Genomic DNA, 26,715 nt, shown 5'->3' with positions numbered 1-26,715 from the left:
ATGTCGACACGCCATCAACATGAACGATATTCATGCAAAAACCTACCATGCTCCAAAAGCGCACAGGTTTGCTATGATCCACGCCCTCCGTAAAGCCTGACCTAGAGTAGTCCCATGCCCGATCGTAGCGCTCGTCTGCAAGCCCTCCACCAAGCCCTCAAGGAACGCATCCTGATCCTCGACGGCGGCATGGGCACGATGATCCAGAGCTATAAGCTTGAGGAGCAGGATTACCGTGGCAAACGTTTCGCCGACTGGCCAAGCGACGTCAAGGGCAACAACGACCTCTTGGTCATCACCCGCCCGGACGTGATCGGCGGCATCGAGAAAGCCTACCTGGATGCCGGCGCCGACATCCTCGAAACCAACACCTTCAACGCCACGCGCATTTCCATGGCCGACTACGGCATGGAAGAGCTGGCCTATGAACTGAACGTAGAAGGCGCACGCCTGGCGCGCAAGATCGCCGACGCCAAGACCGCCGAAAACCCGGCCAAGCCACGTTTCGTCGCCGGTGTACTCGGCCCGACCAGCCGTACCTGCTCGCTGTCGCCGGACGTGAACAACCCCGGCTACCGCAACGTGACCTTCGACGAACTGGTAGAAAACTACACCGAGGCCACCAAAGGCTTGATCGAGGGCGGCGCCGACCTGATCCTGATCGAAACCATCTTCGACACCCTCAACGCCAAGGCGGCGATCTTCGCCGTGCAAGGCGTGTTCGAAGAGCTGAACCTCGAACTGCCGATCATGATTTCCGGCACCATCACCGACGCCTCCGGCCGTACCCTGTCGGGCCAGACCACCGAAGCGTTCTGGAACTCCGTGGCCCACGCCAAGCCGATTTCGGTAGGCCTCAACTGCGCCCTGGGCGCCAGCGAGCTGCGCCCGTACCTGGAGGAGCTGTCGAACAAGGCCAACACCCACGTGTCCGCGCACCCCAACGCCGGCCTGCCCAACGAATTCGGCGAATACGACGAACTGCCGTCGGAAACGGCCAAGGTCATCGAAGAGTTCGCCCAGAGCGGCTTCCTCAACATCGTCGGCGGCTGCTGCGGCACCACGCCGGGCCACATCGAAGCCATCGCCAAGGCCGTGGCCGGTTATGCGCCGCGCCCGATCCCGGACATCCCCAAGGCCTGCCGTCTGTCGGGCCTGGAGCCGTTCACGATTGACCGCAGCTCGTTGTTCGTCAACGTCGGCGAGCGCACCAACATCACCGGTTCCGCGCGCTTTGCCCGCCTGATCCGCGAAGACAACTACACCGAGGCCCTGGAAGTCGCCCTGCAGCAGGTGGAAGCCGGCGCCCAGGTGATCGACATCAACATGGACGAGGGCATGCTCGATTCGAAGAAGGCCATGGTCACCTTCCTCAATCTGATTGCCGGCGAGCCGGACATCTCCCGCGTGCCGATCATGATCGACTCCTCCAAGTGGGACGTGATCGAAGCCGGCCTCAAGTGCATCCAGGGCAAGGGCATCGTCAACTCCATCAGCATGAAGGAAGGCGTCGAGCAGTTCATTCACCACGCCAAACTGTGCAAGCGCTACGGCGCCGCGGTGGTGGTGATGGCCTTTGACGAAGCCGGCCAGGCCGACACCGAAGCGCGCAAGAAAGAAATCTGCAAACGCTCCTACGACATCCTGGTGAATGAAGTCGGCTTCCCGCCGGAAGACATCATCTTCGACCCGAACATCTTCGCGGTGGCCACCGGTATCGAGGAACACAACAACTACGCCGTCGACTTCATCAACGCCTGCGCCTACATCCGCGACGAGCTGCCGTATGCGCTGACGTCCGGTGGCGTGTCCAACGTATCGTTCTCGTTCCGTGGCAACAACCCGGTGCGCGAGGCGATCCACTCGGTGTTCCTGCTGTACGCGATCCGCAACGGCCTGACCATGGGCATCGTCAACGCCGGCCAGCTGGAGATCTACGACCAGATCCCGGCCGAGCTGCGCGACGCGGTGGAAGACGTGGTGCTCAACCGCACCCCGGAGGGCACCGACGCCCTCCTCGCCATTGCCGACAAGTACAAGGGCGACGGCAGCGTCAAGGAAGCCGAAACCGAGGAATGGCGCGGCTGGCCGGTAAACAAGCGCCTGGAACACGCGCTGGTCAAGGGCATCACCACCCACATCGTCGAAGACACCGAGGAATCCCGCCAGTCATTCGCGCGCCCGATCGAAGTGATCGAAGGCCCGCTGATGTCCGGCATGAACATCGTCGGCGACCTGTTCGGCGCCGGCAAAATGTTCCTGCCCCAGGTGGTGAAATCCGCCCGCGTGATGAAGCAGGCCGTGGCTCACTTGATCCCGTTCATCGAGCTGGAAAAAGGCGACAAGCCGGAAGCCAAGGGCAAGATCCTGATGGCTACGGTAAAAGGCGATGTGCACGACATCGGCAAGAACATTGTCGGCGTGGTGCTGGGTTGCAACGGCTATGACATTGTCGACCTGGGCGTAATGGTGCCGGCCGAGAAAATCCTGCAGGTGGCCAAGGAACAGAAGTGCGACATCATCGGGCTGTCCGGCCTGATCACCCCGTCCCTGGACGAGATGGTGCATGTCGCCCGTGAGATGCAGCGCCAGGACTTCCACCTGCCGTTGATGATCGGTGGCGCCACCACCTCCAAGGCGCACACGGCGGTGAAAATCGAGCCCAAGTACAGCAATGACGCAGTGATCTACGTCACCGACGCCTCCCGCGCCGTGGGCGTGGCCACGCAGTTGCTGTCCAAGGAATTGAAGCCGGCGTTTGTCGAGAAGACCCGCCTGGAATACGTCGACGTGCGTGAGCGCACCGCCAACCGCAGTGCACGCACCGAGCGCCTGAGTTACCCGGCGGCCATCGCCAAAAAGCCGCAGTTCGACTGGAGCACCTACACGCCGGTCAAGCCGACCTTTACCGGTGCCAGAGTGCTGGACAACATCGACCTCAAGGTGCTGGCCGAGTACATCGACTGGACGCCGTTCTTTATCTCCTGGGACCTGGCCGGTAAATTCCCGCGCATCCTCGAGGATGAAGTGGTCGGTGAAGCCGCCACCGCGCTGTACGCCGATGCCCAGGAAATGCTCGCCAAGCTGATCGACGAAAAACTCATCAGCGCCCGCGCCGTGTTCGGCTTCTGGCCGACCAACCAGGTGCAGGACGACGACCTGGAAGTCTACGGCGACGATGGGCAGCCAATTGCCAAACTGCACCACCTGCGCCAGCAGATCATCAAGACCGACGGCAAGCCGAACTTCTCCCTGGCCGACTTCGTGGCGCCCAAGGACAGCGGCGTGACCGACTACATCGGTGGCTTCATCACCACCGCCGGCATCGGCGCCGAAGAAGTCGCCAAGGCCTACCAGGACGCGGGCGACGACTACAACTCGATCATGGTCAAGGCCCTCGCCGACCGCCTGGCCGAGGCCTGCGCCGAATGGCTGCACCAGCAGGTGCGTAAAGAACACTGGGGGTATGCCAAGGACGAACAACTGGATAACGAAGCGCTGATCAAGGAACAGTACAGCGGTATCCGCCCTGCCCCGGGCTACCCGGCGTGCCCGGACCACACCGAAAAAGCCCAGCTGTTCCAACTGCTCGACCCTGAAGCCCGCGAGATGCAGGCCGGCCGCAGCGGCGTGTTCCTCACCGAGCACTACGCGATGTTCCCGGCGGCGGCGGTCAGCGGCTGGTACTTCGCCCACCCGCAGGCGCAGTACTTTGCCGTGGGCAAGATCGACAAGGACCAGGTCAACAGCTACACCGCGCGCAAAGGCCAGGACCTGGCCGTGACCGAGCGCTGGCTGGCACCGAACCTGGGCTACGACAACTGATCCAGACCGGGGCGCGGTGTTCAGCCGCCCCCCCCGGTTTACACGCCGAACGCGGTGCGCTCGCGCGCCGTCAGTTGCAATGCAAGCGCCGTCGCCTCCTGGGTACGCTGGCGGTCCAGTACCACTGAGTCCGCCAGGTATTGCGGGTTGAGGTCCGCGTGCCGTGCGTCCAGGGCGTCGACCCTGGCATTATGCTGCCGCGCCTGCTCGGCAAACTCGGCGGGATACTTTCGCTTCAGGTATTCCACCCAATAACTGCGCGCCACCAGCTTGTCGGCAAATGCCGGGGCGCTTTCGCCGGCGATGATGCGGCTGTAGGCACTGTCGATATCCGCCTGCGGTACGTTCGCGAGGTCCTGGTAGATCATGCTGGACGGCTGACGCGGCAGTCCCAGCCTTTTTGCCAGGCCAATCCGATAGGCCAGGCGTACTTCGGCCGGGTCGACTCGCGGGCGTTGGCTGATGGCAGTCGCGGCGCTGGCCTCGACCTCTTCCAGGCGGATCATGCCGCGAGCCAACTTGAACAGGCTGAGACCCTCCTCGCCCGGCGCCACTGCATTGAGCGCCTTGAACTCATAAACGCCAATCTCCAGGTCGCTGAACAACAGGCTCCAGCCATCGCCGCAGGTAACCGTCTGCGTCGCCTGCGCAGCCTTGGCAAACAGCATCTCCCTCACTTCAGGCCTCTGGTGTGCAGTTTCCAGCACGTCCCAGACCCGACGCGTCAGCTCGATGCGATCGCGGCTGAAGTCCTCGGCATACCTCAGTTGGGAAAGGATGAAGAAAAAGTCGGCGCTGCCTTCGGCGGCGCTGAGTTCGTCCCATAGCGCCTGTTTTTTCGAATCCGCCAACACTTCGGAACACCATTGGTTTTTCTGCGCCTGAGGCGACTGTAATTCGGGATGCGCCTCTCCCTCGTCCTCGCTCGTCTCCTCGTAGCCGTCCAGCAACTCGTCAATCTCGGCCTCGGAAAAACCCAGGCCATGGCCGGTGTCGAGGAAATAGTCGTGCAACCTGCGCAGGTCGGGGGCCAGCAGCAGGTTATCGGACAGGTCCGTGCCAGCCATCAAGCCGAGGTGCTCCGGGTACCAGGCATCGTCGGGGATGCTTTCGATGCGGTTGTTGCTCAGGTTCAAGTTGCGCAGGCGCGGCGCCGCCAGGCATCCCGCCGGCCAGTCCGTCAGGCCATTGTCGCGCAGGTCGAGGGTTTCCAACCGGGGGAGCGCGGTAATGTCCAGGTCATTAAAGGCGTTGCCGCCCAGGTCCAGCGCCTCCAGCGCCGGCAATTCGTGCACCGCCGGCGGCAACCGGCTGAGCCCGTTGCGACTGAGGATCAGACGACGCAGTTGAGGAAACGCGCGCACAAACCCGTTAGAGCCCTGCTCCGTGAGCCGGACGGCGCTCAGGTTCAGCGTGGTGACATGCTCGAAGCGATGCCCCAGCGCGGGCAAGTCGCCCAGGCACAGCGCGGACAAATCCAGCGTGGTTGCGTCGCCCTCCGGCTGAGCGTGCAGGTGGTTTCGCCAGCTTTGCAGGATTCGGTCTGCCGCCCGGCGCCGGTCAACCGCACTGACCCAGCCACTACCCTCGCGGTAGGCGCGAATATCGATCCAGGTATTCAACTGGCGCGTCAGCATTTGCTGCTGCTCACCACCTGGCAAGCCCTCGGGCACATCGAGCAACAGGCCAGGGTCGTCCGCGACTTCCAGCGGGAAATATTCGGGATCGCAACCCGTGAGGCCCCGCGCGAGCAGGTCGCGGGGGATGCCGAGCGGTGCGTCACCGCCCATGTGCTGAAGCATGCGGCGTTGCAACTCGGCCAGCGCCTGGGGCTCCAGATGCTGGGCAAGGCGTTGCAGCTCGGCATTGACGCTGGGGGGCAGGGGCGGCTCGAAACGTTGTAAATCCGCAAGCGCCTGCGGCCCCAGGCGACAGCCCCGCAGTTGGGTGCCTTGCATGAGCGTTTGATGCTCGGTGAGCGCCTGCGCGGGGATCTCGGTGATTGCGCTGTGGCTCAAGTCCAGGCGGCGCAGCGCGGGCAAGTCCAGCACGCCCTCGGGCCACGTGGCAATGCCGCTATGGCTGAGGTTTAAACCACGCAATTGCTTCAACGCCCGTACGTCCAAGCGGCCCACCCGGTTGTATGCCAGGCTCAGTTCCTGAAGGTTGCCCAATTCATTCAACTGCTGCTGCATGGCGTGTGTCAGCGTCAGCTCGTTATAGGAAAGATCCAGGTGCTCGAGCAGGCGCAGCTCACTCAGCCGCGACGGCAACAGCGCCAGGCTGTTGCGGGCCAGGTCCAGTCGGTACAGCATTGGGAACTGGTCCAGTAGCCCATCCAACGCCTCGACGGACACGCGTATACCGTTCAGGCTCAAAAACCGCACGTGGGCAAAGCCCTGCATCGGCAACTGCGGCAGGCTCGCCAGGCCGCCTCCCGACAGGTCCAGGCTGTCGGTGTAGGCCTCGCCTGGCGCGGTATCGCCTGCCACGCGACGGTCAAGCCCTTCACGCCAGCTTGCGAGCACATTGTCGGCCGCGCGTTCGCGGTAGACCCCCTCCTGCTGCTGACGGCCAACCTCCAGCCCGCGGGTTTTCCAAGCCTCCAGCTCGGCGAGTAATTGCCGGTGCTCATTGCGCAATTCATTGACCTGCAGCACGCGCGCACGCCCTGAAAGCTGCGACGGCACATCACGGGCCAACGCGCCCTTCATGGAGCGAAGGGCACCCGCGCAATACGCTTGCACCCACTGCGCCTCATCCACCAGATGCGCCGGGTTATCGTGCAGGTAATCAAACACGCGCATGGCCGCTTCGGGTTCAAACGTCGACCAGTTCAATTCCAGGCCTCGCCACAGCCGCTCATGCCCGGCAAAGACGGCCTCGGGCACCGTGCAAATCCGTGTGTCCTGCAGCCTCGCGGCTTCAAGCCGTTCCAGCATCACAAGCCCTTCGGGGAACGCCGCGAGCGACCCGCTGACTTCCAGGGTTCGCAGGTCTGTCAGGCCACTGACATCCAGGCTTTCCAGGGCTCCCCTGAGGGCCAGCCGCTCCAGCTGTGGCATGCCGGTCAATACAGGCTCAAGCCCTGTGGCCAGATTCAGTTCAGGGCCATTGATCGACAGCTGGGTGATGCCCGGCAAGTCGCGCAAACGCTCGCCCACGGAGCCCAGGTCGGCCTGCATCACAGACACTTCAAGGTGCTGTACTCGGGGAAACAGTTGGAACAACGCCGCGCCGTCGTCACCCAGCAGCGCGGGGCCCTCCAACCGCAAGGCCTGTACATGCGAAAAATCTGCCGCCAAGGCCGGCAGGCGGTGCTCAACGCCGAGGTTGAATCGCGCATGGGGCGGTATCCCGCGATACAGGTTTTGCCGCCAACATTGCGTCAGCGCCTCAGCAACTTGCCGGCGTGCGGAGGGCAGATGCAGGGGTTCACCGGTTGCCTGTGCCCATTCCTCAAGGGTGGCGCGCAGGGTGTCAAACTCGCGCCGTCGGTTCGCCAGGAGGTTGAACACCTGCTGCGTCGTGTCGCCGCCACGCAACCGCGCCCGCACAAAACGGCTGGCCTGCTCGCTGCTGAGTTCGGGGTACAAATCCTGCACCCGAGTCACCAGGGAGGCATCCACGGCAAACGCGTCACCACGACCACTCAGTGTGAACCCCGCGCGCGTGTTCGACAGGCGCCATTGCGGCCTGGAGCGCGCCACGCGCTGCTTCAGGAAGGCACTCATGCGTGTGCGATGGCTCACCGCATAATCGGCCAACGCGCGTTGCAACTCGGCCTCTTGGCCGACCCGCGCAAACCCCATATCGCGCCGCGCGGCCTCAGGCAAGGCCTGCAGGATCGATTGATACGCGTTGTGCGCATCGGGCACAGCGTTGGCCAGCGGCTCGCCGCGCTCGTTACAGGCCAGGAAGGTACCGTCGTGCTTGACCAGGTATCTACGGACCGGTGCCGCTTCAGGGCCGATGCTGTCCAGCAATACCCCGTCGAAGGCGTCCGCGCGCACCTCCAGGCGAATATTCCCCGGCCAGCCCGGCAGTTGCTCCAGGCTGTGCAATGCCAGGCGATCGCTGTCGGCGCTGGCCAGGCTGTCTCGGTGCAGCCCGGCGATCGCCCGACTCAAGCGCACTTGCTGGGCCTGGGCGCGCGCAAGGTTGTCCAGCCGCGCCGGCACCCGGCCGCTGCTGCGGATCTGCACACGCTCAGGCTCGCTGGCCTGCGCCAGTACCTCAGCCATGGCCTCCCTGGGCAGCCCCGGGAAACGCCGCTGTAGCCACTCGCTGTCGCGCAACGGGGCTTCGGCGAAAGTGGTCGGCTGATCAACCCTGAACCGCCGCAATGTATCGGCCAGGGGTGCCGGCAAAGGCGAACCATCAAGATGGATTTTGCACAGTGCCTCGTCGGATGCGCCGCTGATATCGCCAATGCGCAACAGGGTGTCGTCGGCGAAGCTGCGGGTTGCATGCCCCAGGCGCCGCAGCAGGGTCAGGCGCGACCAGTCCCGAGGTCGTTCGTGGATAGAACGCCACGCTCCGGCCTGGTTGCCGTGCAGTTCCGGCTGGTAGGCCTCGGGGTCGCGCGGGTGTTTGATCCGCCATTTTTTCAGTTGGGTATCAAAGCCTTTTTCGTAGACGCCCGCTCCGATGCGCACATAGATTTTGCCATCTACCTCGTATTGGCCCTGGGCATTGGGCTGCAGCGCCGGGTCGAGCACCACGTCACTGCGGTAGGGTTCAAGGTCGGGCTTCCACAGGCGCGCTTCACCACTGGGCAGCTTGACCGGCACCAGGCCGTCGACCCATTTCGACACTTGAATCATTGGTGGGCGCCTAAGCAGCACGCCCGTGCCCGCCAGCGTTGCCATAAAGGCCACATTCAGCGCCACCGATTCCAGATGGGCCCAGGCCGCATCCAGGTCGCCCTGCTTCCACGATTCGATGCCGTGGTACACCTCCATGCCCACTTGAATGGCCGTCACGACCAACATCAACTCGCCCAACCCGGGCACAAAAAACGCCGCCACATTCAAAAGGTTCATGCCCAGGCCGAGCCAGTACTGATGGCGCTCCTGGGCCGCCTTGCGATCGGCCTCGGCCGTCGGCACGGCGAGCTTGAGGGCACCCTTCTTGAGGCGTTGCACATGTTTTTCGTAGAGCGCGCCAAACAGCTCGCCAGTGATGCGACTTTCGCGCAGGTTCAGGTTGATCTGCTCATCGTAGACCTGCTCCTGGACGCCCTTGGCCGCATTCCAGCGGTAGGTAAAGAGCTTCTCTTGCAGCCGCTTGAAAAAGGCTGGCGCATCGCCCTGTGGCACGCGGCTGGCCAACAGCCGCTGATAAGTGCGTGAGCGCAGGTTGATCGCCAAGTCTTTTTCAAACGCCTGCATCGACGCATATTCCTTGAGCGGGTACAGCGGCGCGCCGGCAATCCAGGCGACCAAACGCCCGGCTGGCGGGCCGATCAGCACCACTTCGCCCAAGGGGCAACCGAGGACCGACAACTGGGTGTAACCCAAGGGTCGACCGTCCAGCGTGAGCCTTTCAGCGCCGGCCAGCAGCTTGAGCAACACGGCATAGAACGACGCGCTGACCTCGTGCTTGATCCGCGCCGTGTGCAGCCGCACCGCGAGCAGGTCCTTTTGTGCCTGGATCATCTGCGCGCGAACCTGGAGTGCTGTGTCCGGCGCGTCGAATACTTGCTTCAAATGGTTCTGGTACTGCTTGCCCAGGTCCAGGTGGCGACACATCGTCGCGAAGTCCTGCGGCGCTATCGGCAACTTCTCGGTGTAGCGATAGCGCGCCGGCCATCCGCCTCGCGTGAACGTGCCGTAGTCGGTTTTCAACGCCCCGACGGGGGCAAGGGCGCTGGTTTCACCCAGCGCCACCTCGGAGAACGTTTCGTTGCCCTCGAAATTCAACAAGGCAGCCTGGAGCAAGGTGTGCTGCACGGTGGCCTGGCGATAACGTAGATAGAACAAGGCGTTTTGATGCACGTCGGGGGCCTGCCCGAAACGCTGTTGCAATGCGGCCTCCAGCAACGGCTGGGCAAAGGCGGCCGGGCCCTTGAGCGGTTTCAAGGTCTTGGCCAAGACCTGGTTGGACGCGTGGCTGCGCAGCTGGCTAGCGCTCAGGGCAGCACGCAGCTCGGCCGGGGCATCACTTAGCCAGGCAGGCGCCGGGCCGGGCTGCACGCCACCGCGCAGACGGCGGATATCCGCGCTGGCGCTGTGGGTGAGCCAGAGTGGCAGGCGGTGTTTGATCAGCGCGGTGTGCAGGCCTTCGTCCGGCGCTGGGGTTGAAAGGGCCATGAGGTGACTCCTGGAAACTCGGGTTAAAGAGTTCCAGTACAACGGCCACGCCGCCCTGCAAGGCAGTAAATAGCTATAAGTTGACTATCCTGTGGGGAGCATTGGGCTTGTCACCACGATCCGAGGGCCACATGGACGACTCCAACAACAAACCACCGACGTTCTGGCAGATGCTGCACAGCGTGATGGCAGCGGCATTCGGCGTGCAAAGCGGCAAAAACCGCGCCCGCGACTTCACCCACGGCAAGCCCAGCCACTTTGTGCTCTTGGGAGTTCTGTTCACGGCGATCTTTGCCTTGGCGCTGTTCGGCATCGTCAAGCTGGTGCTGCACCTGGCTGGCGTGTAGGCGAAAAAATGAGGGAGCAGCGCGGCTGCTCCCTCATTTTTTGCCTTAGGATCACGCCGTCTTCCTATTGATGGCTGACCCAGAACACGGCAGTTCCCACCACCAGGATTATCAAGAATAAAATCGCCCAGGCATCCACGGTACTGTCGGGTTTACGGGCTTTTGTCGAATTGCTCATCGCATCGCCTCTTGTCGGTTTTGTAGGTGACTGCAGGTAAACACGCTCACAGTAAAGTTGAGGATTGCCCGCATGACAAATGTGGGTATCCCGATAACCGTTCTCATTATTCAATTTGGTTATTTGCATATACTCAAACATCACTTTTGCGCATAAACGCAAACTGGTATCGTGCGCCGGCTCCGTTGGGAGTGCGCGGCCGTGCGCGCAGATTTGCCGAGAACAGGACCTATATGTACGTATACGACGAATACGATCAGCGCATCATTGAGGACCGCGTCAAGCAGTTCCGTGATCAGACCCGACGCTATCTGGCAGGTGAACTGAGCGAAGAAGAGTTCCGCCCTCTGCGCCTGCAAAATGGCCTTTATGTTCAGCGCTTTGCGCCGATGCTGCGGGTGGCCGTGCCTTATGGCCAGCTGACTTCGCGCCAGATGCGCATGATGGCCAAGATTGCCCGCGACTTCGACAAAGGCTACGCCCACATCAGTACCCGCCAGAACGTGCAGTTCAACTGGCCGGCGCTGGAAGATGTGCCGGACATCCTGGCTGAACTGGCGACCGTGCAGATGCACGCGATTCAGACCAGCGGTAACTGCCTGCGCAACGTGACCACCGACCAATTCGCCGGCGTCGCCGCCGACGAGCTGATCGATCCGCGCCCGTGGTGCGAGATCGTGCGTCAGTGGACCACCTTCCACCCCGAATTCGCCTACCTGCCGCGCAAGTTCAAGATCGCCGTCAATGGCTCGACCTCGGACCGCGCTGCCATCGAAGTACACGATATCGGCCTGGAGCCGGTGTACAACGCGGCCGGCGAGCTGGGTTTCCGCGTGCTGGTGGGTGGCGGCCTGGGCCGTACCCCGGTGGTTGGCGCGTTTATCAACGAGTTCCTGCCGTGGCAGGACCTGCTCAGCTACCTCGACGCGATCCTGCGGGTCTACAACCGCTATGGCCGTCGTGACAACAAGTACAAGGCGCGAATCAAGATCCTGGTCAAGGCGCTGACCCCTGAGGTGTTTGCCCAGAAAGTCGACGCCGAAATGGAACACCTGCGCGGCGGCCAGACCACCCTGACCGAAGCCGAAGTGCACCGTGTCGCCAAGCACTTCGTCGACCCTGAGTACAAGGCCCTGAGCAATCAGGACGCCGAACTCGCCGCGCTGGATAAAGAGCATCCAGGCTTTGCCCGCTGGCGTGGCCGCAACACCCTGGCGCACAAGAAGCCGGGTTATGTGGCCGTGACCCTGTCGCTGAAACCGACCGGCGTAGCGCCGGGCGATATCACCGACAAGCAGCTGGACGCCGTCGCCGACCTGGCCGACCGCTACAGCTATGGCCAACTGCGCACCTCCCACGAGCAGAACATCATCCTCGCGGACGTCGAGCAGAGCCAACTGTTCACCCTCTGGGGCGAGCTGCGCGAAGGCGGTTTCGCCACGCCGAACATCGGCCTGCTGACCGACATCATCTGCTGCCCGGGCGGCGATTTCTGCTCCCTGGCCAACGCCAAGTCGATCCCGATTGCCGAATCCATCCAGCGCCGTTTCGACGACCTGGACTACCTGTTCGACATCGGCGAGCTGGACCTGAACATCTCCGGTTGCATGAACGCCTGTGGTCACCACCACGTCGGCCACATCGGCATCCTGGGCGTGGACAAGAAAGGCGAAGAATTCTACCAAGTGTCCCTGGGTGGCAGCGCCAGCCGCGATGCGAGCCTGGGCAAGATCCTTGGCCCGTCCTTCGCCCAGGAAGCCATGCCCGAGGTGATCGGCAAGCTGATCGACGTGTACATCGAACAGCGCACCGAAGATGAGCGTTTCATCGACACCTACCAGCGCATCGGCATTGACCTGTTCAAGGAGCGCGTCTATGCAGCGAATCATTAAGAACAACGAAGTCCTCGACGAAACCTGGCACCTGCTGCCCAAGGACGCGAGCTTCGACGGCATCTCCAACTGCGACGACCTGATCGTGCCGTTGGCGTTGTGGCGCGAGCACGGCCACGCCCTCAAGGCCCGCGACGGCGGCCTGGGTGTATGGCTGGACGCCGATGAAGAAGCCGAGGAAATCGGCGAAGACGTGGAGCATTTCCAGGTTATCGCGCTGAACTTCCCGGCCTTCACCGACGGTCGCAACTACTCCAACGCGCGCCTGCTGCGTGACCGTTATGGTTACAAGGGCGAGCTGCGGGCGATTGGCGATGTGCTGCGCGACCAGCTGTTTTACCTGCGCCGCTGCGGGTTCGATGCCTTCGCCTTGCGCGCCGACAAAGACCCGTACGAAGCGCTGGAAAGCCTCAAGGACTTCTCGGTGACGTACCAGGCTGCAACGGATGAGCCGCTGCCGCTGTTCCGCCGCCGCTAATTACTGCAACACAATTCATGTGGGAGGGGGCTTGCCCCCTCCCACATTCGAATGGCTGCATATTCAGGATTGTGCATTTGGCTTAATCGACGCCAGCATCTGCTTCTGCCCCATGGAGCACGGCACCCCTTCCGGTTGCGCCCGCACCGCCTCGATCACACCCAGCAACTGCGCCTTGCTACGCGCCAGTTGCGCCTGCATCTCTTCGATCTGCGCCACCTTGCGTTCCAGCGCTTCAATCAATTCCTCGCGTTTGTGCTCGCCCGGCGCCGGCATCAATGCCTTGAGCTCCTGCAACGTAAACCCGGCCTGCTGCGCGCTCTGAATCAACTGTAGGGTTTGCAAGGCTTCCTCGGAATAACGCCGGTAACCATTGGCCTGGCGCCCGACCTGGCTGATCAGCCCTTGCGTCTCATAAAAGCGGATACGCGACGCCGCCAAACCGCTCTGTTTTGCCAGTTCCCCAATATTCATCCCAACGCCTGCTTGACATTAAAGTTAACTTTAAGCTTAGCCTGAGGCCTCCCCCGCTCAGGAGTCAACCCATGTCACCCTTTGAAGCCTTGCACCTGCCCAACGGCCAAGTCATCGCCAACCGTATCGCCAAGGCGGCGATGGAAGAGAATATGGCCGATGCCAATCAGGCCCCGTCCCGCCAGTTGAAGCAGCTGTACCAGGCCTGGGCAGACGGTGAGCCCGGCCTGCTGATCACCGGCAATGTGATGGTTGACCGCCGCGCCATGACCGGCCCCGGCGGCGTGGCCCTGGAAAACGCACAACACCTGGCCAGCTTCCGCGAATGGGCCGACGTGGCCCGGGCCAAAGGCGTGCACTTCTGGGTACAGCTCAGCCACCCGGGGCGCCAGACCATGGCCAACCTGGGTCAGCAAGCGCTGGCGCCGTCCGCTGTCGCGCTGGATTTGGGCAGCTTTTCGAAGATGTTCGCCAAGCCCAGGGCCATGACCGAAGACGATATCCAGGACGTGATCAAACGCTTCGCCACCAGCGCGCGCCTGGCCGAGCAAGCCGGGTTTACCGGTGTGCAAATCCACGGTGCCCACGGTTATTTGCTCAGCCAGTTTCTCTCGCCGCTCAGCAACCACCGCACCGACCGTTGGGGTGGTTCTCTGGAAAACCGCGCACGCCTGCTGCTGGAAGTGATCCACGCCGTGCGCGCCAGCGTCAGCCCGTCGTTTTGCGTGGCGGTCAAACTCAATTCGGCGGATTTCCAGCGCGGCGGTTTCGATGAAACCGATGCGCGTGCAGTGGTGGAAATGCTCAACCCGCTGCCCATCGACCTGCTGGAATTGTCCGGCGGCAGCTACGAAGCCCCGGCCATGCAAGGCGAAGCGCGGGACGGCCGGACCCTGGCCCGTGAAGCGTACTTCCTCGACTTTGCCGCGCAGATGGCCAGCGTCGCCCGCATGCCGGTGATGGTCACCGGCGGGATTCGCCGCCTGCCCATCGTGCAGCAGGTGCTGGACAGCGGCATCGCCATGGCCGGCATCGCCACCGCCCTGACCCTGGAGCCACAGCTGATCAAACATTGGCGCGAAGGCCGCGACCTCAACCCGCAACTCAAACCCATCGACTGGAAGCGCAAGCCTCTGGCCTCCCTCGCCACCCTGGCGGTGGTGCGTGACCAGATGCGCCGCCTGAGCCGTGGTCGCCTGCCGAATGCTAAGGTCGCGCCCTGGCTGGCCCTGGTGCGTGACCAATGGTTTATCGCGCGGCGCACCCGCCAATACCGCGCGGCCATGACGTAATCTTCATGATTTAAGGCGGAGCATTCGCCGTGATCGAACTGTCCCCTATTGATCAGCAGTTTTTAACCTCACTGACGATTGGAGTTCTTCATGGCGAAAATCAACCTGGCCCAGCAACTGGCGACCACCCTTGAACAGGCGGGCATCAAGCGCATCTGGGGTCTGACCGGCGACAGCCTCAACGGCCTCACCGACGCCCTGCGCACGATGGACAGCATCGAGTGGATGCACGTGCGCCACGAGGAAGTCGCCGCGTTCGCCGCCGGTGCCGAAGCGGCCGCCACCGGTGAACTCACGGTGTGCGCCGGCAGCTGCGGGCCGGGCAACCTGCATTTGATCAATGGCCTGTTCGACTGCCATCGCAACCATGTGCCGGTGCTGGCGATTGCCGCGCAGATCCCCTCGTCCGAGATTGGCTTGAACTACTTCCAGGAAACCCATCCCCAGGAACTGTTCAAGGAATGCAGCCACTTTATCGAACTGGTGACCAACCCCGAGCAGATGCCCCAGGTGCTGCACCGCGCCATGCGCTCGGCGATCCTCAATCGTGGCGTGGCAGTCGTGGTGATTCCGGGGGACGTGTCGCTGCTCGAAGTGGAAGATACGCTCAAGCCCTGGCCAGCCCTGCACGCACCGCGCACGTTGCCGGCGGAAGCGGATTTGCAACGTCTTGCCGAAATCCTTGAAAGCAGCCAGAAAACCACCCTGCTGTGCGGCAGCGGTTGCGCCGGCGCCCATGCCCAGGTGGTGGCCCTGGCTGACGCCCTCGGCGCCCCGGTGGTGCACGCCCTGCGCGGCAAGGAGCATGTGGAGTGGGACAACCCGTTCGACGTGGGCATGACCGGCCTGATCGGCTTCAGCTCCGGCTACCACGCCATGCTCGACTGCGACACGCTGATCATGCTCGGCACCGACTTCCCCTATCGCCAGTTCTACCCCACCGACGCCCGGATTATCCAGGTCGACCGCAACCCCCAGGCCCTCGGCCGTCGCGCCACGCTGGACCTGGGCATCGCTGCGGATGTCAGCGAAACCATCGACGCCTTGCTGCCGCGTCTGACGCGCAAGGCCGATCGCAGTTTTCTCGACACGTCACTCAAGCACTACGCAAAAGCCCGCCAGGGCCTGGATGACCTGGCGCAGCCTTCGAAGGCCAATCGCCCTATCCACCCGCAATACGTGGCGCGCTTGCTCAGCGAACTGGCCGAGGAGGATGCAATCTTCACCGCCGACGTCGGCTCACCCACCGTGTGGGCCGCGCGTTACTTGAAGATGAACGGCAAGCGCCGCCTGATCGGCTCGTTCAACCACGGCTCGATGGCCAACGCCATGCCCCAGGCCATTGGCGCGCAGGCGGCGTTCCCTGGGCGGCAGGTGATCTCGATGTCCGGCGACGGCGGCTTCGCGATGCTGATGGGGGATTTCATCTCGCTGGCGCAGTTGAACCTGCCGGTCAAAGTCATCGTGTTCGATAACTCGTCCCTGGGTTTTGTCGCGATGGAAATGAAGGCTGCGGGCTATCTGGACGCCGGCACCGAGCTGAAAAACCCGGACTTTGCCGCCATGTCCAACGCCATGGGCATCCTTGGCATTCGCGTGGAGCAATCCGAAGACCTCGAACCCGCCCTGCGCCGCGCCCTGGCCCATGATGGCCCAGTGCTAGTGGATGTGGTCACCGCCACTCAGGAACTGGTGATGCCGCCGAGCATCAAGCTGGAACAGGCCAAGGGGTTCAGCCTGTATATGCTCAAGGCGGTGATGAGCGGGCGCGGGGATGAGGTGATTGAGCTGGCGCGCACCAACTGGCTGCGCTGAGCTGGAACTGCATTTCACTGATTCTGGGAGGGGGCTTGCCCCCTCCCACATTCGATCTGATTGTCAGATCAGGCGTGTTGTTTTTCTACCCACTGACCATAGGCATCAATGAATGCCTGCAGGAACGGCTTGGTCTTTTCCGACACCTTGCCGCTGTCATCAAACACACTGCCCGCGCCGCCCAGGTAGGCTTCCGGCTGCTGCATGCACGGCACATCAAGAAACACCAGCGACTGGCGCAGATGATGGTTGGCGCCAAAACCGCCAATGGCGCCCGGCGACACACTGATGATCGCCCCCGGCTTGCCACTCCACGCGCTTTGCCCATACGGGCGGGAGCCCACGTCAATCGCATTCTTCAATGGGGCGGGCACGGAACGGTTGTATTCAGGGGTCAGAAACAGCACCGCGTCGGATGAACTCACCTGTTGGCGGAAAGTACTGTAGGCTGCCGGCGGTGCCGCACCGTCGATGTCTTCGTTGTAGAGCGGTAAATCGCCAATTTCCACAATGTTCAACTTCAGGTTGGCAGGGGCCAGTTCGGCCAATGCCAGCGCGACTTTGCGGTTGATCGAGTCTTTTCTCAAGCTGCCAACCAGGACGGCAATCGTGTAGACCTTGCTCATTGAGGTTTCCCGACGTCTGACTAAAGGAGCTGTAGTTATAGAGGCTTCACGGCGCGATCACCAGAAGGTTTTGAGAATTCCCCGGGCGCTTGTCTCGCAGCACACTGCGTAGGAAGCGTCTGAAAACATCATCGAATTTTATTTTTTTCCATAGGTAAACTACCCCGCTCTATGACGGTCTACAGAACCGCAAATCGAGTGTTTATCTCCAGAGGTTCTAAACAGATGGCAGCAGTACTAGTCGGACAGTTTCATGCCAGAGACGCAGAAGGACGCGTGTACTCGGTGCATGAGTTCCAGGAATCCAACCCGGCGCAAGGCGACCTGGCTGGCTCGGCCCCCACCACCACCTACAAGCTGGCCATTGGCGACCGTGTAGAAAAACTGGAAGGCGATGAGTTCAAACTGATCCAGTCGGGCACCATTCTTGTGCGCGAATCGCAAACGACCCTCGCCTCATAAGTTCGATCCCCCGAACGTACCTGCTCAGTCCTGGCCATTGACGGCATTGACTGGGCCGGGCGATCAGGGTCGGCGAATCTCGGTCACTTCAACCCCCGCATCACCCTCCACCGCCTTAAGCGTCACCAGCAACCGCCCCCGCTCGCCCTCCACTGCATACATCAAGCGCTTGTAGCCTGGCGAGTTGTTCGCCGGATACGCCACCACCTGCCTGACCATTGTCATACCCAGCACGGCACCGACCTGCTCGCCCACCTGTTCCTGGGAACGGATAAACGTTTCGAGCGCGAGGTTTTCCGGCGTGGTTTCGTCGTGATTGCTCAACAGATAAGCAGCCACGCACCCCACGGTCACCAGGACCAGGAGTTGCTTGGCCGTTACCCCGAGGAAGATCGAGGGAGTAGGCATGTGGGACCGGACCTATTTTTGTTGTATTGGTCGTCAGTGATCGGTGGAGCCATTCTAATGAGGTCTGGGCCGAACACCAGATCAGCGCGCAGTCTTTTTTGCGCTGGCCGGCCTGTGCCATTGAAACCCCACCGCACTGCACATAGACTCCGGCGATGCGTTTACGTCATATCGAAGTGATTCAGGCCATCTTGCAGACCGGACACCTCGGCACGGCCGCCGAATGGTTGCAACTCCCCGTGGGCGATGTAGACGCGGCGCTCAAGGACGCCGAGCAGCAATTGGGCTTCATGCTGTTCGCCAGTGTGCGTGGGCGTTTGCAAGCCACCCGCGAGACTCTTGAATTGCAGGCCGAAATCGCCCACCTATATGAAGCCCTGGAACCGGTGCAACGCCTGGCCAGCCGTTTGAAACACCATCACGCCCCGACCCTGCGCGCCCTGTGCACTCCGCCCCTGGCCAATCAGTTGCTGCCGCAAAGCATTGCGCTGCTGCGCCGGCGCTTTCAGGACACGCCGTGCAACCTGTCGAGCCAGCCCACCCGCGACATCGTCAGGAGCCTGCTGCTGCACGACGCCGACGTGGGCCTGAGCCTCCATGACCCGGAACACCCGCAAATCCACAGCAGCGTGCTGGCCCAGGGCAAACTGCAATTGCTCGCACCCCATGGCTGGCTCAAGCCCAGGCAGAAGTACATTGCGCTGCAGGATTTGGCCGGGCAATCGATGATCGGTCTTGAAGGCCAAGACCCGCTCAGTCGCCAACTGGACGCCAAGCTGCAAGCCTTGCGCCCGTTGCCGGTGGTGCAGACACGGGTGCAGACCTACCAGATGATGCGCAGCATGGTGGAAGCGGGAGAAGGCCTGGCGATTGTCGACCCGTTCACCGCCTACGGCGCGCGCGAGGCCGGGCTGGACGCCTGCCCGGTGTCGCCGCCGATACTGGTCAGCCTGTATGCGCTGACCCTCAAGGAGGCCACGGCTTCACCGGCACTGAATGCGCTGCTGGAAATCGTTGCGCAGAAGGCTGAAGGCCTGTTGGCGGGTTAAGGCTGCGCGACTTCGGTCTTGAACAACCGGTACCAGAAAATCGCCACTTCGCGGGTTTGCGGGTCGATGCCGCGATAACGCAGGTGGTCGATCCCGCCCATGACGTAACCGCAACGCTCATACAAACGGCAGGCGCCCAGGTTGTTGTTCTGGGTTTCGAGCATCATGCCCGGCAGGTTTTTCTTGCGGCTCCAGAACTGTGCCACGTCCAGCAAGGCCTTGGCCACGCCATGTCGGCGCGCGGGCAACACCACCGCCAGCTCGTCGACGTGGGCAAAGCCATTCCAATTGGTGCTGACCACAATGTGCCCCACTGCCCGATCATCGAGGTAAGCCATGAAAATCGCACTGTCCGGCGCATCGCGAAAACTGGCGAACTCCTCGGGGTCGATGCCATAGCACTTGCGGTACGGCAGGATGCGCTCCACAGGCCACTGATCGACGCGCTTGCCCATCTGCGGCTCACCGTAGGCGCTGACCTCAAAGCTGAAGTCATTGCCCCATACGTAGGCATCAAAGCCTTCGTCGGCGACCCGTACACTGAGCCCTGGATACTTCGGGTTCATGACAGCTTGCATAAACATTCTTAACCCTTGATGCAGTCGACGGTGTAACAACGACCACTGCCGTCATCTTCGTGTTGCAACCCATGAACATCCGCGACAAAACCGGGAAAACTGCTATCGAACGTACGGGCGAAAGCCAGGTAGTCAATGATCGATCGCGTCGACTCGGTAAAGCGCTCGCCCGGCATGATCAACGGAATGCCGGGCGGATAAGGCACCAGCATCACGGCGGCGATGCGCCCTGGCAAGGCATCGATGGACACGGCCTCCACTTCACCCCTGACCAGTTGGTCGTAGGCATCCGCCGGTTTCATCGCGACTTCGGGCAACACCGTATACATCCGCTTGAGGTGTTTGGCGGTCGCGTTGCTACGGTAACAGCTATGCAACTGATCGCACAGGTCGTGTAAACCCAGGCCTTGATAACGCGCCGGGCCTTGGGCAAACACCGATGGCAAACAACTGGCCAGGCTGGCGTTGGCGTCGTAACTGCGTTTGAACTCCAGCAACTCGGTGAGCAAGGTACTCCATTTGCCTTTGGTGATGCCCATGGAAAACAGCACGAGGAAGGAATACAGGCCGGTCTTTTCCACCACCAACCCACGCTCCCAGAGAAATTTACTGACCACCGCCGCCGGAATCCCGCAGTCGCTCAGGGCGCCGCCAGCATTCAGGCCAGGCATCACCAGGGTCACCTTGATCGGGTCGAGCAGCACGTAATCCTCGGCGACGTCGCCAAAGCCGTGCCAGTCATCCTCGGGTTGCAACAGCCAATCCGCGGTTGCCACCCGGTCGATACCCGCCACCGAAGGCGGTTGCCAGATGGAGAACCACCAGTCGGCGGCGGCTATGTGCTGGCGCAGGTTGGCCAGGGCGCGGCGAAAACTCAGGGCTTCGTCGAACATTTCCTGCAGCAGCGAGCGCCCGGCCGGGCCTTCCATCATCGCCGACGCCACGTCCAGCGAGGCGATGATGCTGTACTGAGGTGAGGTAGAAATATGCATCATGAACGCTTCGTTGAAACGATCACGGTCCAGCTGGCGCGCGCCGCCGTCCTGCACGTGGATCATCGACGCCTGGCTGAACGCAGCCAGCAACTTGTGGGTGGAATGGGTGGTGAACACCAGCGGGCTGTCCGGGGTGCGCGAGGTGCCCATGCCGTAGCGCCCGGCAAAGAACTCATGGAACGCCGCATAGGCGTACCAGGCCTCGTCAAAGTGCAACACCTCGACACTGTTGCCCAATTGCTGCTTGATCAGCTCGGCGTTGTAGCACAGGCCGTCGTAGGTGGAGTTGGTCACCACCGCCAGCTTGACCTTCGGCGGGCGCCCCCGGGCCAGCGAGCTGGCCTCGATCTTGGCGCGGATCGACTCGGGGCTGAACTCGCTCAAGGGGATGGGGCCGATGATTCCCAGCTCGTTACGCTCCGGGCACAGGTAGAGCGGGATCGCGCCGGTCATGATGATCGAGTGCAACACCGACTTGTGGCAGTTGCGGTCTACCAGCACCAGGTCATCGCGCCCGACCATCGAGTGCCACACGATCTTGTTGGCGGTCGACGTGCCGTTGATCACGAAGAACGTATGGTCGGCGCCAAAGTTGCGCGCGGCGCGGGCTTCGGCCTCGGCCAAGGGCCCGGTGTGATCGAGCAGCGAGCCCAGTTCGGGCACCGACACCGACAAATCCGAGCGCAGGGTATTTTCCCCGAAGAACTGATGAAACGCCTGGCCCACCGGGCTTTTGCGATAGGCCACGCCCCCACCATGGCCGGGGGTGTGCCAGGAGTAGTTAGAGTCGGCGGTGTGCTGCACCAGGGCTTTGAAAAACGGCGGCAACAGGCCATCCAGGTACGTGCGCGCCGCACGGGCCACTTGCCGGGCCAGAAACGGCACGGTGTCTTCAAACAGATAAAGGATGCCGCGCAGCTGGTTGAGTTCGCTCATGGCGTCAGCCGGCGCATTTTCCAGGGTGACTTGCTCACCCAGCGCGAAAATCGGCAGGTTCGGCGCCCGCAGCCGTGCCAGGCGGATCAGCTCGACCATGTTTTGCAGCAGGTGGGTATTCTCGCCGGCGCCTTCGGCGGCAATCAACATGCACGCGAGGCCGTGATGGGTAGAGGCAACCAGCCGGCCTTCGGCGTAGTCCACAGCGGAAAAGATGCTGAAGCCTTCTTGTTCCAGTTCTTTGGCGATGCCTCGGACCCGGTCACCGGCAACGGTGTCGGCCTTGATGTCACGGTGCACGATCAGAACGGGGAACTTCAGGTCTTTGTACATGGGGGCGTGAAGTCCTGAGGGCTATGCACTCAAGGGTAGAAGCTGGGCGGCGATGACGCGAATGAAGATTTCGTAAGTGATGGAGATCAACTGTGGGAGGGGGCTTGCCCCCTCCCACCTTTTGATTGCGTTCAGGCAGGGTTATTGCTGGGTCAACTGGGTCCACAACGCCGGCGCACCCGCCGACTTCGCAATCGCTTCCAGCCGCACCGCATGCTCGGCCAGGTCCTGCTCGCTGGCGCGGATGATCGTGGTGGGCGTGCGGTCTGCCGGCAAACGGCGGATTTCCGAAGGACGGTTGCCCGAACCCTCTGCCGAACCACTGCCGTCGGAGGCATTACCCGCCAGGGACAGGCTGGTCTGCCCGCCGGTCATGGTCAGGTAGACGTCGGCGAGAATCTCGGAGTCGAGCAAGGCGCCGTGGAGTTCACGACCGGAGTTGTCGACGCCATATCGCTTGCACAACGCATCGAGGCTGTTGCGCTGGCCGGGGTGACGCTCACGCGCCATCATCAAGGTGTCGAGGATCGAGCAGTGCCGGGAAATGTCCGCGCGATCGGTCTGCCCCATCAGGGCAAATTCATTGTTGATGAAGCCGACGTCGAACGCCGCGTTGTGGATGATCAGCTGGGCGCCGTTGATGAATTCGAAGAACTCGTCGGCCACCTCGGCGAAACGCGGCTTGCCCTTGAGGAACTCGTCGGTGATGCCGTGGACGCCGATCGCGCCTTCGTCACTGTCGCGGTCCGGTTGCAGGTAGACGTGGAAGTGACGCCCGGTGAGGCGCCGACCCATCAGCTCGACACAACCGATTTCAATGATCCGGTGGCCGTCGGTCACCGGCATGCCGGTGGTTTCGGTATCGAGTACAACAGATCGGATGGCCATCAGGGTTCAGCTCTCAACGGTGGTATACAAAGGGCGCGATGTTAACACGTGACGGGCATCAGCTCTGCTTGTAGCCGCGCACTTCGTCCACGCCACGATTGGCCAACTGGTCGGCGCGTTCGTTACCCGGGTGGCCGATGTGCCCGCGCACCCACTTCCAGGTGATGTCATGGCGATTGCATTGCTCGTCGAGCAATTGCCACAGGTCGGCATTTTTAACCGGTTCCTTGGCGGCGGTCTTCCAGCCGCGCTTCTTCCAGTTGACCATCCACTCGTTGATGCCTTTCATCACGTATTGCGAGTCGGTCACCAGCAGCACGTTGCAGCGCCGCTTGAGTTCTTCCAGGCCGCGAATGGCGCCCATCAGCTCCATGCGGTTGTTGGTGGTATTGGCTTCGCCGCCCCACAACTCCTTCTCCACGCCCTTGCACACCAGCAATGCCCCCCAGCCGCCAGGGCCCGGGTTGCCCTTGCAGGCGCCATCGGTGAAGAGTTCTACGCTGTCAGTCATCGGTTACTCGGTCTTAAATCAAAAAGAGGATTTTACGGTTCGCTTTGCTTGCGATTGACCTTGGCCATCGGCATCGGCACCAGCTTGCCCATCGGTTGACGGGCGACCTGGCGCACCGGCCGCAGCCCGACCACGATCTTGCGTGCGACCAGTAAATAGAAGCCGCCACCCGACAGTTGCCAGGCCCCCGCGCGGCGTTCCCAGCCGGCCAGGCGTGCCTGCCACTTGGTCGAGGCAAGCGGCGGACGATAGCACCCGAAGCGGCGTTTCTCCAGCGCAAAGCCCAGCAGGTTCAGCCAGTCGCCCACCCGTGATGGCGCGATGCAACGCGCCTGGCGCAGGCCGTCATGGGCGAACACATGGCGCAAGCCCCAACTGCTCCAGGGGTTGATGCCGATAATCAGCAAATGGCCACCCGGGCGCACACTGCTCGCCGCTTCGCGCAGCAAACCGTGGGGCGACAGGCAGAAATCCAGGCCATGCTGCAACACCACCACATCGGCGGCGTGCTCGCTCAAGGGCCAGGCCTGTTCCTCGCACACGATTTCCACCCCCGGCAACGGCGCGCCCAGGCGCACATTGCGTTGCACCTGCGGCGCCGCGGGCGGGGTCTGGGCCGACGGGCCGTAATGCACCAGGTAACCGCCGAAGAACCGCCCCAGCTCGTCTTCGAGCATGCGCCGTTCTTCATCCAGCAGAAATTGCCCGATCGGCCCGGACAGCCATTCGCGCGCGGCGCTGATCAGGGCCAGCCACTCAGGATCGGCCTGGGCGAACGCTTTATCAGTCATTGCATTCTCCAATTCGCCTAGACGTTCTAAGATGCACCAATGTGTTCAGCTTGGCGAATCGAAGAATGATACAGATCAGTGCCCTGCCCGCCTTCACCGATAACTACATCTGGTTGTTACAGGACCCGCATTCGCAACGCTGCGCCGCTGTCGACCCCGGCGATGCCGCGCCCGTACTGGCGTGGCTCCAGCAGAACCCGCAGTGGACCTTGAGCGACATCCTCGTCACCCACCATCACCATGACCATGTCGGCGGCGTCGAACAGCTCAAAAGCGTGACCGGCGCCAAGGTCTATGGCCCGGCCAGTGAAAAGATCCCGGCGCGCGATGTGGCGCTGCACGATAACGACCGCATCAGCGTGCTGGGCTGGGACTTCGACGTGTACGCCGTCCCCGGCCATACCCTCGGCCATATCGCCTTTTATCACCAGGGCGTGCTGCTGTGTGGCGACACCCTGTTCGCCGCCGGCTGCGGCCGCCTGTTCGAAGGCACCCCGGAGCAGATGCACACCTCGCTGGAACGCCTGGCCGCCCTGCCCGCCGACACCCTGGTGTACTGCACCCACGAATACACACAAAGCAACCTCAAATTTGCCCAGGCGGTGGAACCGGACAATGCCGATATAGCCGAACGGGTGGAACAGGTCCTGAAATTGCGGGCTCGCGGCGAGATGACGCTGCCCTCCAATCTGGCCCTGGAAAAACGTACTAACCCTTTTCTACGTACCCCTGAAACATCCGTTAAAGAAAAAGCGGACGAACGGAATGGCCGCGACAACCGCTCTGGGGCCGAGGTGTTTGCTAGTTTGAGGGCGTGGAAAGATAAGTTCTAACAGGATGCAATCTGATACGTAATTTCTGAATGGTTGACCGGAACCAAAGTGCTTTCTAGAATCGCCCGACATTTTTGCCCGGAACTTACTTCCAGCCAATGTCGTCATCTATTCGTAAATCCAACCATTCAGACGCATTGACCCGCCTGGCTCAAGCTGTGGCGGTGGCCGTGTCCGCAACTCTGGCGGGCTGCCAATCGACAAATTACGCTGCACAAACCACCGTGCAACCCAAACCCAATCTTGCCGCCAAGATCAAGCAAAAACCTATTTGGCTTTCAGAGAAGCCCAGCCCCGAAGTGCCCCAGGATGTCTGGGAACGCATGCGCCGGGGCTTTCAATTGCAGGACGGCCTGGGCGTCAACCCGCGCATCGAGCAACAGCGCTTGTGGTTCGCCAGCAACCCGTCCTTTCTGGAAAACGCCGGTGAACGCGGCAGTCTCTACATTCATTACATCGTCGAACGCCTTGAAGAACGCAACATGCCCTTGGAGCTGGCGCTGCTGCCAGTGATTGAAAGTGCCTACAACCCAATGGCCTATTCGCGCAGCGATGCGGTCGGCCTGTGGCAATTCATCCCCTCCACCGGGCGCTACTTCAACCTGCGCCAGACCCGCGCCTACGACGGCCGCCGTGATATCACCGCCTCCACTACCGCCGCCCTGGACTATCTGACCCGTCTGCACGATATGTTCAACGGCGACTGGCTGCTGGCCCTGGCCGCCTATAACGCCGGCGAAGGCACGGTCAGCCGTGCCATCGAGCGCAACGAGAAGCTCGGCCTGCCCACCGACTACTGGAACCTGCCCCTGCCCCAGGAAACCAAGGACTACGTGCCCAAGTTCCTGGCGCTGTCCCAGGTGGTGCTGGCTCCCGAGGCCTACGGGGTCAACCTGAACCCGATTGCCAACACGCCGTACTTCGAAGTGGTTGAAGTCAAGCAAAGCATGGACCTGTCACGGGTCGCCGCGTTGGCCGAGATCGACGAAGACGAGCTGTTCCAGCTCAACCCGGCGCTCAAGCAACGCACCACCCTGGACGGCCCGCAGCATCTGCTTGTGCCGAGTTCCAAGGCGCAATTGTTGACCAGTACCCTGTCGACGATGAAGCCGGAAGAGCTGCTGGCCATGCGCCCGAAAAAGCAGGTATTCGACGAAGTCGAGACCGCGCGGGTTGCCGGGCGCAGCCGCAGCTACAAGGTGCGCAGTGGCGACAACCTCACGCTGATCGCCAAGGCCAACAAGGTCGACGTGCATGACCTGCAGCGCTGGAACAAGCTCAACGGCCAGGCCCTCAAGGTCGGCCAGACCCTGGTGATGCAGGACACCCGCAAGCTGGTGGCGAAGGCCGACAAGAAGCCGGTGCAATACAAAATCAAGAAAGGCGACTCGCTGTACACCGTCGCCAAGCGTTTCAATGTCGAGATGCAACATCTCAAGCGCTGGAACCCGCGCACTGGCCAGGCGTTGAAGCCGGGGCAGATGCTGGTGGTGTCCGGCCCGCGCTAAAGTTTGAAGAACACCGCAAAGCTAATGTGGGAGGGGGCTTGCCCCCAGTAGCAGTTTGTCAGCCACCCGATTCATTGGCTGATACACCACTATCGGGGGCAAGCCCCCTCCCACATTGGATCTGCGGTGTTTCCAACTGGCTTTTTCCAACCGGAACAAGCTGTTACTGTACCGATCATAAA

The 26,715-nt window shown here is 62.1% G+C and carries 19 protein-coding genes; 10 read left to right on the top strand and 9 right to left on the bottom strand.

Translation table 11 applies throughout. The features are described from left to right. The first annotated feature begins 114 nt into the window (after nucleotides 1-114). Nucleotides 115-3,825 carry a methionine synthase gene (metH, locus tag AC0IYH_RS12195; RefSeq protein WP_471834523.1) on the top strand — a complete coding sequence of 1,237 codons (3,711 nt, stop codon included), beginning with the start codon at nucleotides 115-117 and terminating at the stop codon, nucleotides 3,823-3,825. 38 nt (nucleotides 3,826-3,863) lie between these two features. Here the strand turns inward: metH and AC0IYH_RS12190 are convergent, their stop codons facing one another. Further along, on the bottom strand, nucleotides 3,864-10,139 hold the full coding sequence (locus tag AC0IYH_RS12190; RefSeq protein WP_471834522.1) for an NEL-type E3 ubiquitin ligase domain-containing protein: 6,276 nt from the start codon (nucleotides 10,137-10,139) through the stop codon (nucleotides 3,864-3,866). A gap of 131 nt (nucleotides 10,140-10,270) precedes the next feature. On the opposite strand from AC0IYH_RS12190, the gene AC0IYH_RS12185 reads away from it, so the two are divergent. The 3 genes from AC0IYH_RS12185 to AC0IYH_RS12175 all read left to right on the top strand — a co-directional run bounded on the left by AC0IYH_RS12185 (nucleotide 10,271) and on the right by AC0IYH_RS12175 (nucleotide 13,034). Further along, nucleotides 10,271-10,486: a DUF2970 domain-containing protein gene (locus AC0IYH_RS12185; RefSeq protein ID WP_116629969.1), complete on the top strand. Its 216-nt coding sequence runs from the start codon at nucleotides 10,271-10,273 to the stop codon at nucleotides 10,484-10,486. A gap of 411 nt (nucleotides 10,487-10,897) precedes the next feature. Further along, nucleotides 10,898-12,556, top strand: coding sequence for a nitrite/sulfite reductase (locus AC0IYH_RS12180; RefSeq protein WP_116629971.1), 1,659 nt, complete (start codon nucleotides 10,898-10,900; stop codon nucleotides 12,554-12,556). Further along, nucleotides 12,540-13,034: a DUF934 domain-containing protein gene (locus AC0IYH_RS12175; RefSeq protein ID WP_012723852.1), complete on the top strand. Its 495-nt coding sequence runs from the start codon at nucleotides 12,540-12,542 to the stop codon at nucleotides 13,032-13,034. The genes AC0IYH_RS12180 and AC0IYH_RS12175 overlap by 17 nt, the downstream gene beginning before the upstream one ends. A gap of 63 nt (nucleotides 13,035-13,097) precedes the next feature. Here the strand turns inward: AC0IYH_RS12175 and AC0IYH_RS12170 are convergent, their stop codons facing one another. After that, nucleotides 13,098-13,508, bottom strand: coding sequence for a MerR family transcriptional regulator (locus AC0IYH_RS12170; RefSeq protein WP_471834519.1), 411 nt, complete (start codon nucleotides 13,506-13,508; stop codon nucleotides 13,098-13,100). A 71-nt stretch (nucleotides 13,509-13,579) separates the two neighbouring features. Between AC0IYH_RS12170 and AC0IYH_RS12165 the strand changes: the two genes are divergently transcribed. Continuing rightward, nucleotides 13,580-14,800: an NADH:flavin oxidoreductase/NADH oxidase family protein gene (locus AC0IYH_RS12165; RefSeq protein WP_471834518.1), complete on the top strand. Its 1,221-nt coding sequence runs from the start codon at nucleotides 13,580-13,582 to the stop codon at nucleotides 14,798-14,800. Between the two features lie 90 nt (nucleotides 14,801-14,890). Further along, nucleotides 14,891-16,615 carry a ubiquinone-dependent pyruvate dehydrogenase gene (gene poxB, locus AC0IYH_RS12160; protein ID WP_471834516.1) on the top strand — a complete coding sequence of 575 codons (1,725 nt, stop codon included), beginning with the start codon at nucleotides 14,891-14,893 and terminating at the stop codon, nucleotides 16,613-16,615. A 68-nt stretch (nucleotides 16,616-16,683) separates the two neighbouring features. Here the strand turns inward: poxB and AC0IYH_RS12155 are convergent, their stop codons facing one another. Beyond that, complete coding sequence (locus tag AC0IYH_RS12155) at nucleotides 16,684-17,241, bottom strand: NADPH-dependent FMN reductase (RefSeq protein ID WP_471834515.1); 558 nt, start codon at nucleotides 17,239-17,241, stop codon at nucleotides 16,684-16,686. A gap of 225 nt (nucleotides 17,242-17,466) precedes the next feature. Between AC0IYH_RS12155 and AC0IYH_RS12150 the strand changes: the two genes are divergently transcribed. Beyond that, nucleotides 17,467-17,703, top strand: a complete 237-nt coding sequence (locus AC0IYH_RS12150; RefSeq protein ID WP_016979714.1) for a hypothetical protein — start codon at nucleotides 17,467-17,469, stop codon at nucleotides 17,701-17,703. Between the two features lie 63 nt (nucleotides 17,704-17,766). On the opposite strand, the gene AC0IYH_RS12145 is transcribed toward AC0IYH_RS12150, so the two are convergent. Next, on the bottom strand, nucleotides 17,767-18,111 hold the full coding sequence (locus AC0IYH_RS12145; protein WP_471834513.1) for a hypothetical protein: 345 nt from the start codon (nucleotides 18,109-18,111) through the stop codon (nucleotides 17,767-17,769). A 155-nt stretch (nucleotides 18,112-18,266) separates the two neighbouring features. On the opposite strand from AC0IYH_RS12145, the gene AC0IYH_RS12140 reads away from it, so the two are divergent. After that, nucleotides 18,267-19,160: a LysR substrate-binding domain-containing protein gene (locus AC0IYH_RS12140; RefSeq protein WP_116629978.1), complete on the top strand. Its 894-nt coding sequence runs from the start codon at nucleotides 18,267-18,269 to the stop codon at nucleotides 19,158-19,160. Here the strand turns inward: AC0IYH_RS12140 and AC0IYH_RS12135 are convergent. From AC0IYH_RS12135 to AC0IYH_RS12115, 5 genes are all read right to left on the bottom strand, one after another. Next, the gene (locus tag AC0IYH_RS12135) at nucleotides 19,157-19,738 is read right to left on the bottom strand and encodes a GNAT family N-acetyltransferase (protein ID WP_116630016.1); all 582 of its coding nucleotides are present in this window, start codon (nucleotides 19,736-19,738) and stop codon (nucleotides 19,157-19,159) included. The genes AC0IYH_RS12140 and AC0IYH_RS12135 overlap by 4 nt on opposite strands. Nucleotides 19,739-19,746: 8 nt before the next feature. Continuing rightward, complete coding sequence (locus AC0IYH_RS12130; RefSeq protein WP_471834511.1) at nucleotides 19,747-22,002, bottom strand: Orn/Lys/Arg family decarboxylase; 2,256 nt, start codon at nucleotides 22,000-22,002, stop codon at nucleotides 19,747-19,749. A gap of 141 nt (nucleotides 22,003-22,143) precedes the next feature. Continuing rightward, the gene (gene dnaQ / locus AC0IYH_RS12125) at nucleotides 22,144-22,884 is read right to left on the bottom strand and encodes a DNA polymerase III subunit epsilon (RefSeq protein ID WP_163821452.1); all 741 of its coding nucleotides are present in this window, start codon (nucleotides 22,882-22,884) and stop codon (nucleotides 22,144-22,146) included. 64 nt (nucleotides 22,885-22,948) lie between these two features. Then, the gene (gene rnhA / locus AC0IYH_RS12120; RefSeq protein ID WP_003173571.1) at nucleotides 22,949-23,401 is read right to left on the bottom strand and encodes a ribonuclease HI; all 453 of its coding nucleotides are present in this window, start codon (nucleotides 23,399-23,401) and stop codon (nucleotides 22,949-22,951) included. 32 nt (nucleotides 23,402-23,433) lie between these two features. Beyond that, nucleotides 23,434-24,192, bottom strand: a complete 759-nt coding sequence (locus AC0IYH_RS12115) for a methyltransferase domain-containing protein (protein WP_116629980.1) — start codon at nucleotides 24,190-24,192, stop codon at nucleotides 23,434-23,436. 65 nt (nucleotides 24,193-24,257) lie between these two features. Between AC0IYH_RS12115 and gloB the strand changes: the two genes are divergently transcribed. Then, nucleotides 24,258-25,025 carry a hydroxyacylglutathione hydrolase gene (gene gloB / locus AC0IYH_RS12110; RefSeq protein ID WP_471834509.1) on the top strand — a complete coding sequence of 256 codons (768 nt, stop codon included), beginning with the start codon at nucleotides 24,258-24,260 and terminating at the stop codon, nucleotides 25,023-25,025. Nucleotides 25,026-25,123: 98 nt separating this feature from the next. Beyond that, the gene (locus AC0IYH_RS12105; RefSeq protein WP_116629982.1) at nucleotides 25,124-26,533 is read left to right on the top strand and encodes a lytic transglycosylase domain-containing protein; all 1,410 of its coding nucleotides are present in this window, start codon (nucleotides 25,124-25,126) and stop codon (nucleotides 26,531-26,533) included. Nucleotides 26,534-26,715 lie beyond the last annotated feature (182 nt).

This window comes from Pseudomonas sp. AC463, from assembly GCF_979253585.1.
Note: the sequence above shows the minus strand (reverse complement) of the source record. Positions and strands in the feature narration are given on the sequence as shown.